This window comes from Saccharothrix sp. 6-C, from assembly GCF_016695385.1.
Classification (GTDB): Bacteria; Actinomycetota; Actinomycetes; order Mycobacteriales; family Pseudonocardiaceae; genus Actinosynnema; species Actinosynnema texasense.
The window spans coordinates 8,183,436-8,196,859 of sequence record NZ_CP064192.1; the positions used below are offsets into that span (position 1 = coordinate 8,183,436).

12 protein-coding genes are annotated in these 13,424 nt (G+C 72.3%); 3 read left to right on the top strand and 9 right to left on the bottom strand.

Annotation, left to right across the window (positions count from 1 at the left end; genetic code table 11):
• Positions 1–21: 21 nt before the first annotated feature.
• The 4 genes from purD to IOD16_RS35615 all read right to left on the bottom strand — a co-directional run bounded on the left by purD (position 22) and on the right by IOD16_RS35615 (position 4,660).
• On the bottom strand, positions 22–1,278 hold the full coding sequence (purD, locus tag IOD16_RS35600) for a phosphoribosylamine--glycine ligase (protein WP_201437897.1): 1,257 nt from the start codon (positions 1,276–1,278) through the stop codon (positions 22–24).
• Positions 1,279–1,306: 28 nt separating this feature from the next.
• Positions 1,307–2,299, bottom strand: a complete 993-nt coding sequence (locus IOD16_RS35605) for a TAXI family TRAP transporter solute-binding subunit (RefSeq protein ID WP_123745001.1) — start codon at positions 2,297–2,299, stop codon at positions 1,307–1,309.
• Entirely contained in the window at positions 2,280–4,277 is a 1,998-nt protein-coding gene (locus IOD16_RS35610; protein ID WP_201437898.1) for a TRAP transporter permease, read from the bottom strand. The genes IOD16_RS35605 and IOD16_RS35610 overlap by 20 nt, the downstream gene beginning before the upstream one ends.
• 122 nt (positions 4,278–4,399) lie before the next feature.
• Positions 4,400–4,660, bottom strand: coding sequence for a UBP-type zinc finger domain-containing protein (locus IOD16_RS35615; protein ID WP_123748251.1), 261 nt, complete (start codon positions 4,658–4,660; stop codon positions 4,400–4,402).
• Positions 4,661–4,688: 28 nt separating this feature from the next.
• Between IOD16_RS35615 and IOD16_RS35620 the strand changes: the two genes are divergently transcribed.
• Both IOD16_RS35620 and IOD16_RS35625 read left to right on the top strand, forming a co-directional pair.
• Positions 4,689–6,239: a Na+/H+ antiporter gene (locus tag IOD16_RS35620; RefSeq protein WP_201437899.1), complete on the top strand. Its 1,551-nt coding sequence runs from the start codon at positions 4,689–4,691 to the stop codon at positions 6,237–6,239.
• 138 nt (positions 6,240–6,377) lie between these two features.
• Positions 6,378–7,481 (top strand): glycerophosphodiester phosphodiesterase, encoded by a 1,104-nt coding sequence (locus IOD16_RS35625; protein ID WP_201437900.1) that lies wholly within the window; start codon positions 6,378–6,380, stop codon positions 7,479–7,481.
• Between the two features lie 51 nt (positions 7,482–7,532).
• Here IOD16_RS35625 and IOD16_RS35630 read toward each other — a convergent pair whose 3' ends face one another.
• The 5 genes from IOD16_RS35630 to IOD16_RS35650 all read right to left on the bottom strand — a co-directional run bounded on the left by IOD16_RS35630 (position 7,533) and on the right by IOD16_RS35650 (position 12,623).
• Positions 7,533–8,735 carry an LLM class flavin-dependent oxidoreductase gene (locus IOD16_RS35630; protein WP_201437901.1) on the bottom strand — a complete coding sequence of 401 codons (1,203 nt, stop codon included), beginning with the start codon at positions 8,733–8,735 and terminating at the stop codon, positions 7,533–7,535.
• Positions 8,732–9,685 (bottom strand): ABC transporter substrate-binding protein, encoded by a 954-nt coding sequence (locus tag IOD16_RS35635; RefSeq protein WP_201437902.1) that lies wholly within the window; start codon positions 9,683–9,685, stop codon positions 8,732–8,734. Before IOD16_RS35635 ends, IOD16_RS35630 begins: the two co-directional genes overlap by 4 nt.
• Positions 9,669–10,376 (bottom strand): ABC transporter ATP-binding protein, encoded by a 708-nt coding sequence (locus tag IOD16_RS35640; RefSeq protein WP_201437903.1) that lies wholly within the window; start codon positions 10,374–10,376, stop codon positions 9,669–9,671. The genes IOD16_RS35635 and IOD16_RS35640 overlap by 17 nt, the downstream gene beginning before the upstream one ends.
• The gene (locus tag IOD16_RS35645) at positions 10,361–11,185 is read right to left on the bottom strand and encodes an ABC transporter permease (protein WP_201437904.1); all 825 of its coding nucleotides are present in this window, start codon (positions 11,183–11,185) and stop codon (positions 10,361–10,363) included. Before IOD16_RS35645 ends, IOD16_RS35640 begins: the two co-directional genes overlap by 16 nt.
• Before the next feature lie 151 nt (positions 11,186–11,336).
• On the bottom strand, positions 11,337–12,623 hold the full coding sequence (locus IOD16_RS35650) for an adenylosuccinate synthase (protein ID WP_201437905.1): 1,287 nt from the start codon (positions 12,621–12,623) through the stop codon (positions 11,337–11,339).
• An 89-nt stretch (positions 12,624–12,712) separates the two neighbouring features.
• Between IOD16_RS35650 and IOD16_RS35655 the strand changes: the two genes are divergently transcribed.
• Positions 12,713–13,387: a diacylglycerol kinase family protein gene (locus tag IOD16_RS35655; RefSeq protein WP_201437906.1), complete on the top strand. Its 675-nt coding sequence runs from the start codon at positions 12,713–12,715 to the stop codon at positions 13,385–13,387.
• The last annotated feature ends 37 nt before the right edge of the window (positions 13,388–13,424 follow it).

Consider the following 13,424-nt stretch of genomic DNA (forward strand, 5'->3'; position numbering starts at 1 on the left):
CCTGGAGGTCCGCGACCGGCGCTAGGGGGCGGTGATCTCCCCGTTCGCCGCGCGCAGCGCGATGTCCGTGCGGTGGTGGGAGCCGGTCAGGTGGACGCCTTCCACGCGGCGGTAGGCGTCGGTGCGGGCGTCGGCCAGGGTCCGGCCCGTGCCGACCACGGAGAGGACCCGGCCGCCGATCGAGACGACGGCGCCGTCCTCGCGGCGGCGGGTGCCCGCGTGCAGGACGCCGTCCGCCTCGGACCCGCTGATCACGTCGCCCGTGCGGGGCCGGCCGGGGTAGCCCTCGGCGGCGATGACGACGGTCACGGCGTGGTCGTCGGCCCAGTCGAGCGGCGGCGCGGACGCGAGGTCGCCGGTGGCGGCGGCGTGGAACAGGGCCGCCGGCGGGGTGCGCAGCAGCGCCAGGACGGCCTGGGTCTCCGGGTCGCCGAACCGGCAGTTGAACTCGATGACCTGCGGGCCGGTGGAGGTCAGGGCCAGGCCCGCGTAGAGCAGGCCGGTGAACGGGGTGTCGCGGCGCGCCAGCTCGTCCACGACCGGCTGGACGCAGGTGGCCACGATCGTGTCCACGAGGTCGGGCGAGGCCCAGGGCAGGGGCGAGTACGCGCCCATGCCGCCGGTGTTGGGGCCCGAGTCGCCGTCGCCGACGCGCTTGAAGTCCTGCGCGGGCAGCAGCGGCACCACGGTGGCGCCGTCCACCAGGCAGAACAGCGACACCTCGGGGCCGTCGAGGAACGACTCCAGCAGCACCGGGTGGCCGTGGTCGAGCAACGTCATGGCGTGCGCGCGGGCCACGGCGCGGTCCGCGGTGACGACCACGCCCTTGCCCGCGGCGAGGCCGTCGTCCTTCACGACCCACTGCGGGCCGAAGCGGGTCAGCGCCGAGTCGAGCCGGGCCGGGTTGTCGACGATCTCCGACACGGCGGTCGGCACGCCGGCGGCGGCCATGACGTCCTTCGCGAACGCCTTGGAGCCCTCGATCCGGGCCGCCGCGGCCGACGGGCCGAAGCAGGGGATCCCGATGGCGCGCACGGCGTCCGCCGCGCCCGCCACCAGGGGCTGCTCCGGCCCGACCACGACCAGGTCGGCGTTCCACTCCTTGGCCAGCGCCGCGACGGCCCCGGCGTCGGTGACGTCGACCCCGTAGGTCTCGGCGACACCGGCGATGCCGGCGTTGCCCGGCGCGCAGGCCAACGCGATCACCGAAGGATCCCGCGACAAAGCGAGGACAAGGGCATGTTCACGGGCGCCAGACCCGATGACCAGGACACGCACGGTGCGGAAGCCTAGATGACCCGCCCGGTCATTCGCCCAGTGCGTCCAGCGAGCCGGGGTGCAGCGGCACCGGGTCGGTCATCCCGGCCTTCTCCTGGCGGATGTCCTTCGCCGCCGGGTGCACGGCCTCCAGCTCCGACTTCTTCTCGTAGATGAGCTTGGTCACGGCGCACGCGTCGCCTTCCGGGAAGTCCGCGCGCACGAGCAGGACGTTGGGCACGGCGACCGTCGGCACGTCCGCCGGCTGCCCGTAGGTCGCGGCCGGGATGACGCCCTGGTCGTACACCTCGTTGACCTTCTTCAACGCGTCCAGCTGCGGCGTGATGTCGATGAACTTGACCTGGTCCTTCAACGACGTGGTGATGTCGGTGATCTGCGCGGTGGGCAGGCCGCCGGACCAGACGAGACCGTCGATGCTGCCGTCCTTCATCCCGTCCGCGGTCTTGGCCAGGTCGAGCCGCTGCGCCTGCACGTCGGTCTCGGGGTTGAGCCCGGCCGCGGTCAGCAGCCGCTGCGCGATCACCTCCGTGCCCGACTTGGGCGACCCGGTCGAGATCCGCTTGCCGCGCATGTCGGCCACCGAGTCGATCCCGGAGTCGGCCCTGACCAGCACCTGCGTGTAGTTCGGGTACAGCCGGGTCAGCGCCTGCACCTGCTGCGGCTTGCCCTCGAACGCGCCCTTGCCCGCGACCGCGTCGGCCGCCGTGTCGGCCAGCGAGAACGCCATGTCGTAGTCGCCCGCGACGAGCTGCTGGATGTTCTGCACCGACGCCCCGGTCTCGGCGGCGGTGGCCTTGAGCTTGGTGTTGTCGCTGATCAGCTTCGCCAGCCCGCCGCCGACGACGTAGTACACGCCGCCGGAGTTGCCGGTCGCGATGGTGATCCGGCCGTCCGCCGCCTCGCAGGCGGCTCCGCCCGGGTCGCCGCTCGACGCGGCGGGCGTCTGCTTCCCCCCGCACCCGGCGGCGACGAGGCCGACCGAGAGCGCGCCCACGGCGACCTTAAGCGTCCAGCTGCGCATGCTGTTCCTCTCCCGAGTGGATCTTCCGGCGGAGCACGACGTGCACCGCGACCGCGGCCAGCAGGAAGCCGAGGCCGACGGCGATGGTGACGGGTTGCAGGTAGAGCAGGGCGACGGCGGCGGGCGCGCACAGCAGGCGTTCCGGCCACCGCGCGCGGCCGAACATCCAGCCGCCGGTGAGCACGGCCAAGGCCGCCACGCCCAGCGCGGAGACCGCGAACACCCACACGCCGTCGAGGAACGACGCGCGCAGCAGCAGCCCGGCGCCGTTGTCGGTCAGCACGAACGCCAGCGGCACGAGGAACGCGGGCAGCGTGTACTTCCACGTCCGCCACATCGTCTTCATCACGTCGCCGCCGGTGATCGCGGCGGCGGCCACGGCGGCGAGCGCCGTCGGCGGCGTCACCTCGGACAGCACCGCGTAGTAGAAGATGAACATGGCGGCTTCCTCGCGCGCCACGCCCAGCTCGATCAGCGCGGGCCCGATGACGACCCACGAGATGATGAACGACGCCGTCACCGGCACGGCCAGGCCGAGCAGGCTCACCGCGACCGCCGCCAGCACCACGGTGACGAACAGCACCACGGTCGGGTTGGACGAGATCGCGCCGGCCACGTCGACCAGCGTCGACGCCAGGACCTGGCCGAGCCCGGTCTTGGTGATGGTGGAGGTGATCACGCCGGCCGCCGCGCACACCGCGATCACCGGCAGCGCCGACCGGACGCCCAGCGACAGCGAGTCCGCCATCGCCCGCACCCAGGCGCGCACGTCGCCGCGCAGGGCCACGAGGGCGAACAGCGCCGCGACGCCGGTCGCGTAGACGACGGCGGAGAACACCGGGATGTCCAGGGCGAGGAACACCACGATCACCGCGAGCGACAGGAAGTGGTACCCGCCGCGCTTGAGCAGCGCCCACGGGCTCGGCGAGTCGATCTCCACCGGCTTCGCGCCGAACTTGCGCGCGTCGATCTCCACGGCCAGCGCGATGCCCAGGTAGTACAGCAGGGTCGGCAGGATCGCCCAGATCAGCACCTGGAGGTAGGACGTCTCCAGGTACTCGGCGATGATGAACGCCGCCGCGCCGAGGGTCGGCGGCGACAGGATCGCGCCGATGCCGGACGCGGCGAGCAGGCCGCCCGCGTTCTCCTTGGGGTAGCCCGCCTTCTTCAGCATCGGCCAGGTCACCGCGCCCAGCGACACGGTGGTCGCGGTGCCCGAGCCGGACACGGTGCCGAGCAGGAACCCGGCGGTGGCGGCGGTGCGGCCCGGCGCGGTGCGGGACTTGCGGAACGCGGAGAAGCTGATGTCCACGAAGAACGCGCCGGCGCCGGAGGCGTTCAGCACCGAGCCGTAGATGGTGAACAGCACGATGTAGGTGGCGGCGACGTCCAGCGGCGTCCCGTAGAACCCGGTGGCGTCGTTGTAGAAGCCGTTGATGATCTGCGAGAAGTCCACGCCGGCGTGCGAGATCGTCCAGGACGGCGGCAGGAACCCGCCGTAGTAGGCGAACGCGATGAACGCGACGCAGACGACCGGCAGCACCCAGCCGGTGGTCCGCCGGCACGCCTCCAGGACCAGCACCAGCAGCAGGGACCCGGCGACGACGTCGAGCGCGGTCAGCTGGCCCTGGCGGTCGAGGAACGCGTCGAACCCGCCGAACAGGGGGTAGGCGCCCACGACGAACGCGCAGGCCGCCGCCACCCAGTCCAGGACGCCGGGGTCGTCGGTCCCGCCGCGCCTGCCGCGGGGCCGGTAGCAGAGGAAGACCAGCGGCAGCGTGACCGCCAGGAAGATCACCAGGTAGTACTGGCCGCCCTTGCTGAACGGCCAGAACACCTGCTTGAGCACGAGCAGCGCGATGGCGAGACCCGCCACCCGCACACCCAGCTCCCACCGCCGGGACAAGGCGCGCGACGGGCGCTCCTCGTCGTACTCGGCGAGCAGTTCATCGACTTCGACCTGCGGCTTGGTCGGCACGCGCACCCCTTCGTGTCGCGCTGGATGAAGCGCTCACGAAGTTACTTGTGTCGCCGGTCACAGCCATAGGGCAACCGTCTAAAGGGACTGTAAAGACGCGCCGGGAGGGGCGGTCGCGGGGATCACACGATCCGGGCGTCGACGTAGCACCACCGCCAGTCCTCCTCGGGCTCGAACGACCGCATCACGGGGTGCTCCGAGGCGTGGAAGTGCGCGGTCGCGTGCCGGCGCGGGCTGGAGTCGCAGCACGCGACGTGGCCGCAGGACAGGCAGATCCGCAGGTGGGCCCAGTTGTGCTCGTCGGCGGCGAGGCAGTCGGCACAGCCCTCGGGGTTGTCCGGGGTGACCGCTTCCGGGAGCTCTGGGACGTGAGGACAGGTCATACCGGTCATCATCACGCAAGATTGCGCCATGCACGGTCCGGAACTGCTCCTGCTGCTCGTCGGCGCGTTGCTCGTCACGGCGGCGGCGAAGCGCCTCAACTTCTCGGCCCCGCTGGTGCTGGTGGGCGTCGGGCTCGCGGTGTCGTTCATCCCCGGCCTGCCCGAGTTCGCCCTGGAGCCGGAGCTGATCCTGGTCCTGGTGCTGCCGCCGCTGCTGTACTCGGCCGCGCTGGACAGCTCCTACCACAACATCAGGGCGAACCTGAGGCCGATCGGCCTGCTCGCGGTGGGCCTGGTGCTGGTCACCACGACGGCCGTGGGCCTGGTCGCGCACCTGGTGCTGCCCGGCCTGTCGCTGCCGGCGGCGCTGGTGCTGGGCGCGGTGGTGGCGCCGCCGGACGCGGTCGCGGCGGTCGCGGTCGGCCGGCGGCTCAACCTGCCGCGCCGGACGATGACGCTGCTCACCGGCGAGAGCCTGATCAACGACGCGACCGCGTTGACGGCCTACAAGGTGGCCGTCGCGGCGGCGGCGGGCGCGGCCGCGACGTGGGTGGACGGCACCCGCACGTTCGTGATCAGCGCGGGTGGCGGCGTGCTCGTCGGGCTGGTGATCGGCTGGGGCGTGCGCCGGATCCGCGACCGGCTCGACGACGGCGTGATGGAGAGCGCGCTCGGCATGCTGGTGCCGTTCGGCGCGTACATCTTCGCCGAGGAGCTGCACGCCTCCGGTGTGCTCGCGGTCGTCGTCGCCGGGCTCTACATCGGGCACAACGCGCCCCGCAGCTCGTACTACACCCGCTTGCAGGACACGGCGGTGTGGCGGTCGGTGGACGTGCTGCTGGAGTCGTTCGTGTTCGCGTTGATCGGTTTGCAGCTCAACAGCGTGGTGCGGGACGTGGACATCACCGCCGGGCTGGTGTGGGCGGCGGCGGCCGTGCTGGCGGCGACGATCCTGGTGCGGTTCGCCTGGATGTACCCGGCGGCCTACCTGCCCCGGCTGCTGTCGAGGCGGGTCCGGGAGCGCGAGCCCGCGCCGGGGTGGCGTGGCGTGACCGTGCTGTCGTGGGCCGGGATGCGCGGCGTGGTGTCGCTGGCCGCGGCGAGCGCGTTGCCGCTGGACCTGCCCGGCCGCGAGGTGATCGTGTTCTGCGCGTTCGTGGTCACCGTGGGCACGCTGCTCCTCCAGGGGCTGTCGCTGCCGTTCGTGATCCGCAAGCTCGGGTTCCACGGCGACGAGGAGCGGACCGACGCGCTGGCCGAGGCGCAGGTGCAGCACGCCGCCGCGCAGGCCGCCGTGCGCAAGCTGGACGAGATGATCGGCGACGACGGGACGTCGGACGACGTCGTGGACCGGTTGCGGATCATGGCCGAGCACCGGGGCAACGCGGCGTGGGAGCGGTTGGGCCGGCAGGAGGACGAGAGCCCGGCCGCGTCCTACCGGCGGCTGCGGCGCACGATGCTGGAGGCCGAGCGGCAGGTGTTCGTCCAGGCCCGCGACGACGGGCGGATCGACGACGAGGTGCTGTTCCGGGTGCTCCGCGAGCTCGACCTGGAGGAAGCGGCCATATCCAGGGAGTGACGAACTCCGAACCCCTCCCCACGCGTTCACCGTGACGTGGCCGGTTCTTCGCCTTAGCGTGTTCGGGACGTCGCGGTGCGCGACGAGGCTGCCGCGCGTCAGGAGTCTCCGGGCAGGAACCCTTTGGGGAGGTCGGCGATGGTGCGGACGAGGATCGTCGGGGCGGCGCTCGCGGCGCTCGCGGTGGCGGGGGCGGTGGTGCTGCCCTCGGCGTCGGCGAGCGGTGACGCGGAGGTGGCGTCGTCCCGCAGGGGCCCGCTGGTGATCGGCCACCGCGGCGCGTCGGGCTACCGGCCCGAGCACACGCTGGCCTCCTACGAGCTGGCCGCGCGGATGGGCGCCGACTACGTCGAGCCGGACCTGGTGGTGACCAAGGACGGCAGGCTGGTCGCCCGGCACGAGAACGAGATCGGCGGCACCACGGACGTGTCGGCGCGCCCGGAGTTCGCCGGGCGCCGGACCACCAAGGTCATCGACGGCGCGTCGGTCACCGGCTGGTTCACCGAGGACTTCACGCTGGCGGAGCTGAAGACGTTGCGGGCGAAGGAGCGCATCCCCGAGGTCCGGCCGCGCAACACCCTCTACGACGGCCGCTTCGAGGTGCCGACGCTGGAGGAGGTCATCGACCTGTCCCGCAGGCTGACCCGCGAGCTGGGTCGCGACATCGGGATCTACCCGGAGACCAAGCACCCGACGTACTTCCAGGACATCGGCCTGCCGCTGGAGCCGCGCCTGGTCGACGTGCTGACCAGGGCGGGCCTGAACCGGCACGGCGCGAAGGTGTACGTGCAGTCGTTCGAGGTGGCCAACCTCAAGCAGCTCAAGGGCAGGCTGCGGGTGCCGCTGGTGCAGCTGGTGAACGGGTCGGGCGCGCCGTACGACTTCGTCAAGGCCGGTGACAAGCGCACCTACCGCGACCTGGTGACGCCGGAAGGGCTGCGGGAGATCCGCACGTACGCGTCCGGGATCGGCGCGGCGAAGGACTGGATCATCCCGCGCGACGCGGCGGGGTTCCTGCGCGAGCCGACCACCCTGGTGCGCGACGCCCACACGCGTGGCCTGATCGTGCACGCCTGGACGTTCCGCAACGAGAACACGTTCCTGCCGGCGGACTTCCGCGGGTCCACCGACCCGGCGGCTTACGGCGACGCGTTCGGCGAGTACGCGAAGTTCTACGCGACGGGCCTGGACGGCGTCTTCGCCGACAACCCCGACACCGCCGTCGAGGCCCGCAAGGGCTGACCCGCGCCACGTCCCCGGTCCGGCCTCACCTCCGAACCGGGGACGGCGTGGTCAGGAACCGCCGTGCGCGGCTTCGCGGAGGTCCCCGCCAAGGGGAGCCCCCGCGGTGATCCGACCGGCGGGGACCGGCAGTCCCGGGTGGTCGTGGGTCGCCGGGCGGGCCAGCAGGCCGCGTGCCGCCAGGATCGGGAGGACGCCCTCGCCGAACCAGTAGGCCTCCTCCAGGTGGGGGTAGCCGGAGAGCACGAACTCCTCCACGCCGAGGTCGTGGTACTCCTCGATCAGGTCCGCCACCTCCTCGTGGCTGCCGACCAGCGCCGTGCCCGCGCCCCCGCGCACCAGGCCGATGCCCGCCCACAGCCCGGGGTGGACCTCCAGGCCGCGCACCCCCCGGCCGAGGTCGCCGCCGTGCAGCGCCACCATCCGCTGCTGCCCCACCGACTGCGACGTCCGCAGCTGCTCCTGCGCCGCGGCCACCTGCGCGGGGTCCAGCGCCTCCAGCAGCTTCTCCGCCTCGCGCCACGCCTCGGCGGACGTGTCGCGGCTGATCGTGTGCAGCCGCACGCCGAACCGGATCGGCCGGTCGCCCGCCAGCGAGCGCACCCGGCCGATCTTCTCCGCCACCTGCGCCGGCGGCTCGCCCCACGTGAGGTACACGTCGGCCCGCCGCGCGGCGACCGGCAGCGCCGCGTCCGACGACCCGCCGAAGTAGATCGGCGGCACGGGGTCCGGCGCGGCCATCACGGTCGCGCCCGACACCCGGTAGTGCTCGCCGGCGAAGTCCACCGGCCGCCCCGACCACACCGCCCGCACCACGTGCAGGAACTCGTCGGTCCGGGCGTAGCGCCGGTCGTGGTCGAGCCAGTCGCCGAACCGGCGCTGCTCCACCTCGTCGCCGCCGGTCACGACGTTGAGCAGCAGCCGGCCGCGCGAGATCCGCTGGTAGGTCGCGGCCATCTGCGCGGCCAACGTCGGCGAGATCACCCCGGGCCGGAACGCGACCAGGAACTTCAGCGTCGAGGTCCGCGCGAGCAGCGCCGCCGTGGTCAGCCACGCGTCCTCGCACCACGTGCCGGTCGGCGTCAGCACGCCCGCGAACCCGTTGTGCTCGGCCGCCCGCGCGATCTGCGCCAGGTAGTCGATGTCCGGTTCGCGCGCGGCCGCCGCGCCCCGGGACCGGTTGGCGTGGAAGCGCTCGACGACGGTCCGGCCGTCACCGGACGTGGGCAGGAACCAGTGCGGCACCACGCTCATGACAGCTCCTCCTGGAAACGCGTGTCCACGAACTCCCGGAAATCGACCTTGCCGGGCAGCGCGCCGTCCGCCGTGAACGCGTCGGCCAGCTCCTGCTCGGACGCGATCACCTCGTCGTCCAGCGCCACCGGCAGGTCGCCGCCGCGCTCCACGGCCGCCCGCGCCACCTCGAGCTTCAGCCCGGTCTCCGCGGCCCACGCCCGCGCCCACTCGTCGCGGTGCGTGTCGGCCCACCGCTGGGCCTCGCCGATCCGCTTCACGAACTCCTTGATCGCCTCGCTCTTGCCCGGTGACGCCAGCGCCGCCCGCCCGGCCACCTGGAACGTGTAGCCGTTGGACTTGCCGCGCCCGTCGGTCAGCACCCGCGCGCCCGCCTCCAGCTCCGCCTGCGCCGTGTAGGGGTCCCAGACCGCCCACGCGTCGACCCGCTTCTGCGTGAACGCCGAGTAGGCGTCCGACGGTTGCAGGAAGTTGAGCGTCACGTCCTTGGTCGTGAGCCCGGCCGAGGCGAGCGTCAGCAGCACCTGGCCGTGCGCCGAGCTGCCCTTGGCCACCGCGATGCCGCGCCCCTTGAGGTCCTGCACCGTGCGCAGCGGCGAGTCGGCGGGCACGAGCAGCGCGTCGCTCTCCACGTTGCCCTTCGCCGAGTACACCGCGGCGATCTTCGCGTTCGCCGCCGCCGCGAAGATCGGCGGCGTGTTCCCGACCCCGCCGACGTCGATCGCGCCCGCCGACGCCGCTTCCAGCAGCGGCGGACCGGACGTGAACGTGGACCACTCGATCGCGTGCGGGAAGTCGTCGAGCAGCCCGGCCGCCGTGAGCAGCGCCTTCGAACCGCCCTTCTGGTCGCCCACCTTGAGCACCACCGGGCCGTCGGCCGACGACGACGCCGTGCCGCAGCCCGACAGCGCCAACACCGCGACCACCAGCGCGCTAAGCAGCTTCGACATCGTCCACTCCCAGGTCCGACAGCACTTCCGACCGCAGGTCGGCGAACGACGCGCGGCGCCGCGGTCGCGGCAGGTCGACGTGGTGCTCGGCCACGATGCGACCCTCGTCCAGCACCACGACGCGGTCGGCCAGCAGCAGGGCCTCGTCCACGTCGTGGGTCACGAACAGCACGGCGGGCCGGTGCTCCCGCCACAGCTGCTCCACCAGGTGGTGCATGGCGAGCCGGGTCAACGCGTCCAGCGCGCCGAACGGCTCGTCCAGCAGCAGCAGTTCCGGCTCGCGCACCAGCGCCCGCGCCAACGACACGCGCTGCGCCTCGCCGCCGGACAGCGTCGACGGCCACGCGTCGGCGTGGTCGGCCAACCGGACCTCGGCCAGCGCCCGCTCCGCGACGGCACGCCCGCGACCGTCCACACCGGTCAGCCCGAGCGAGATGTTGCGCCACACCCGCCGCCACGGCAGCAGCCGGGGCTGCTGGAAGGCGACGGACACGCGTGCGGGCACCGAGAACGTCCCCTCGACGTCGGCGTCCAGCCCGGCCAGGATCCGCAGCAACGTCGACTTGCCGCACCCGCTGCGCCCCAGCAGGGCCACGAACTCGCCGTCCGCGACGTCGAGGTCGAGCCCGGCCAGCACCCGGCGCGGCCCGAAGTCCTTGACCAGTCCCCGGATCCTCACCGCGCCCGCCACCGCAGCACCCTCCGTTCCAGCGCGCGCACGAGGGCGTCCGTGGTCAGCCCGAGCAGCGCGTAGACCAGCAGGCCCACCACGACGACGTCGGTGCGCAGGAACTCGCGCGCGTTGTTGATCAGGTAGCCGATGCCCGCGTCCGCGTTGACCTGCTCGCCGACGATGAGCGACAGCCACGCGGTGCCGAGCGCGATCCGCAGGCCCACCAACGTCTGCGGCACCGCCGACGGCAGCACGACGTGCGCGACCCGGTCGGACCGGGAGTAGCCGAGCACGCGCGCGGCTTCCAGCAGCGCCGGGTCGGTCTGCCGGATGCCCGCGTGCAGGTTCAGGTACAGCGGGAACGCCACGCCGGCCGCGACCAGCGCCAGCTTCGGCTCCTCGCCGATGCCGAACCACAGGATGAACAACGGGACCAGGCCGAGGTGCGGCAGCGTGCGCAGCATCTGCACCGGCGGGTCGAGCAGCCGTTCACCCCAGCGGGACAGGCCGGAGGCGAGGCCGAGGGCGCCGCCGACGACCGCGCCCAGCGCGAACCCCACCGCGACCCGGCTCGACGACACCAGCAACGCGTCCACCAGCTGCCCGTCCACGACGAGCTCGTAGGCGGAGCGGAACACCGTCACCGGCGACGCGAGCTTGTCCGGCGGCAGCACGCCCGCGCTGCTCGCGGCCTGCCACAGCAGGAGCAGCCCGAGCGGGCTCAACCACCGGCCCAGGTCGGGCCACTTCCTCTTCCTCGTGGCGGGTGCGCGCGCGGTGGCAACCGATTCAGGACGCGCGAGGACACCCGCGGTGGAAATCGACACGGATTTCTCCCAGCGGACGGGGAACATCGGACGCGCTGATCAGCGAGTCCGAGTTTCGATATCCGGCCGGGGCAAGTCAACGCGTCCCGAATTGTGAAAGTGCCTCCGACGCCGATTGCTTCGGCCTCGGAGGCACTTCTCGCCCGAAGGCTCAGATGATCTCGTGGCGCACGATGGTCTGGTCGCGGCCGGGGCCGACGCCGATCGCGGACATCCGGGCGCCGGAGATCTGCTCCAGGTGCTCCACGTAGGCGCGCGCGTTGGCGGGCAGCTCCTCGTAGGCGCGGCAGTGGCTGATGTCCTCGAACCAGCCCGGCAGCTCCTCGTACACCGGCACGGCGTGGTGCACGTCGGTCTGCGACATCGGCATCTCGTCGACCCGCTCGCCGTCGATCGTGTAGCCGACGCAGACCGGCACCTTCTCCAGGCCGGACAGCACGTCCAGCTTGGTCAGGAAGTAGTCGGTGATGCCGTTGACCCGCGCCGCGTAGCGGGCGATCACCGCGTCGAACCAGCCCGTGCGCCGGGACCGCCCGGTCGTCACGCCGAACTCGCCGCCGGTCTTGCGCAGGTGCTCGCCCATCTCGTCGTCCAGCTCGGTCGGGAACGGGCCCGAGCCCACGCGCGTGGTGTAGGCCTTGAGGATGCCGATCACCGTGGTGATCCGCGTCGGCCCGATGCCCGACCCGGCGCTCGCGCCGCCCGAGGTCGGGTTCGACGACGTCACGAACGGGTAGGTGCCGTGGTCGACGTCGAGCAGGGTGCCCTGCGAGCCCTCCAGCAGCACCGTCTCGCCGCGCTCCAGCGCCTGGTTGAGCAGCAGGCGGGTGTCCGCGATCCGGGAGGTGAACTTGGTGCCGTGCTCCAGCACGCTGTCCACCACCTGCCCGGGGTCGAGCGCCTTGCGGTTGTAGACCTTGACCAGCACCTGGTTCTTGAAGTCGAGCGCGGCCTCGACCTTCTGCCGGAGGATCTTCTCGTCCAGCAGGTCCTGCGCGCGCACGCCGACGCGGGCGATCTTGTCCTGGTAGCACGGGCCGATGCCGCGACCGGTGGTGCCGATCTTGGCCTTGCCCAGGTACCGCTCGGTGACCTTATCGATCGCCACGTGGTAGGGCATGATCAAGTGCGCGTCCGCGGAGATGAGCAGCTTGCTGGTGTCGACGCCCTGGGAGTCCAGCCCCGCCAGCTCCTCGAGCAGCACGCCGGGGTCGACCACGACGCCGTTGCCGATGACGCTGGTCACGCCAGGGGTGAGGATGCCGGAGGGGATCAGGTGCAGGGCGAACTTCTGGCCGTCGGGCAGCACCACGGTGTGCCCGGCGTTGTTGCCGCCCTGGTACCGGACCACCCACTGCACCCGGTCACCGAGCAGGTCGGTTGCCTTGCCCTTGCCCTCATCGCCCCACTGGGCACCGATCAGCACGACGGCCGGCATGTGAAACTCCAAGCGGTTGGACGGGTAAGCGCCGAGTGTCCTGTGGTGGTCCAGCCGTCACAGGACGGCTGTTGAGGTTAGACCAGGAGATGAAGGTGCGCGGAATCGTGCTGGCCTGCGGAAACTCGCAGTCGCCATTGATCACGGACGGTGACCGTTTCGAGGTCCGCCAGGTGGCGGAACGGCCCGGGAAGGCCGAGGTGGACGCGGTTCTCGCCGATTCGGGTGACAAACGTCTCGTCGTGCACGGCACCGACGGCGACCTCAACGCGGTCGTGCTGCGGCTGCTGCGCACCGAACGGCTCGCCGACGTGCCGCTCGGGTACGTGCCCGCGGACCCGCGGTCCGAGGTGGCCGCGCTCTGGGGCCTGCCGACCGACCCGGGCCGCGCGCTCGACCTCGCGCTGTCGGGTGATCCCGACCGGGTGCCGCTCGTCCGCGACGACGTCGGCGGCGTGCTCGTCGGCCTCGGCTCGCTCGGCCCGGTGCGCGGGGTCGGCTACGGGGACGACACGGTGGTGCTCCGGGGCCAGGCGTCCCGGCTGGAGGTGACGCCGGACCCGGAGGGCGGGCCGGGTCTGGTCGTGCGGGTCATCCACAAGCGGTTGCTCGGGCGGAAGGTGACCAGCACGCAGGCGCGCGCGTTCCAGCTGGGCTGCCTGCCGGTGCAGGTGGACTCCGACGGCGTCCCGCACCCGCGGCCGATGGGCAAGTGGACTTGGTACCGCCACACGGAAGATTTGCGGCTGGTCCGCGGGATGTAGCGACGGAGGAATTTTCTCGGCCGCCATTCAGGCGTCA

Excerpts from the sequence above, each read along its gene's own strand:
- IOD16_RS35605 (WP_123745001.1), bottom strand. The coding sequence starts at position 2,299 with ATGCGCAGCTGGACGCTTAAGGTCGCCGTGGGCGCGCTCTCGGTCGGC.
- IOD16_RS35615 (WP_123748251.1), bottom strand. The coding sequence starts at position 4,660 with ATGACCTGTCCTCACGTCCCAGAGCTCCCGGAAGCGGTCACCCCGGAC.
- IOD16_RS35620 (WP_201437899.1), top strand. The coding sequence starts at position 4,689 with ATGCACGGTCCGGAACTGCTCCTGCTGCTCGTCGGCGCGTTGCTCGTC.
- IOD16_RS35625 (WP_201437900.1), top strand. The coding sequence starts at position 6,378 with ATGGTGCGGACGAGGATCGTCGGGGCGGCGCTCGCGGCGCTCGCGGTG.
- IOD16_RS35630 (WP_201437901.1), bottom strand. The coding sequence starts at position 8,735 with ATGAGCGTGGTGCCGCACTGGTTCCTGCCCACGTCCGGTGACGGCCGG.
- IOD16_RS35635 (WP_201437902.1), bottom strand. The coding sequence starts at position 9,685 with ATGTCGAAGCTGCTTAGCGCGCTGGTGGTCGCGGTGTTGGCGCTGTCG.
- IOD16_RS35650 (WP_201437905.1), bottom strand. The coding sequence starts at position 12,623 with ATGCCGGCCGTCGTGCTGATCGGTGCCCAGTGGGGCGATGAGGGCAAG.
- IOD16_RS35655 (WP_201437906.1), top strand. The coding sequence starts at position 12,713 with ATGAAGGTGCGCGGAATCGTGCTGGCCTGCGGAAACTCGCAGTCGCCA.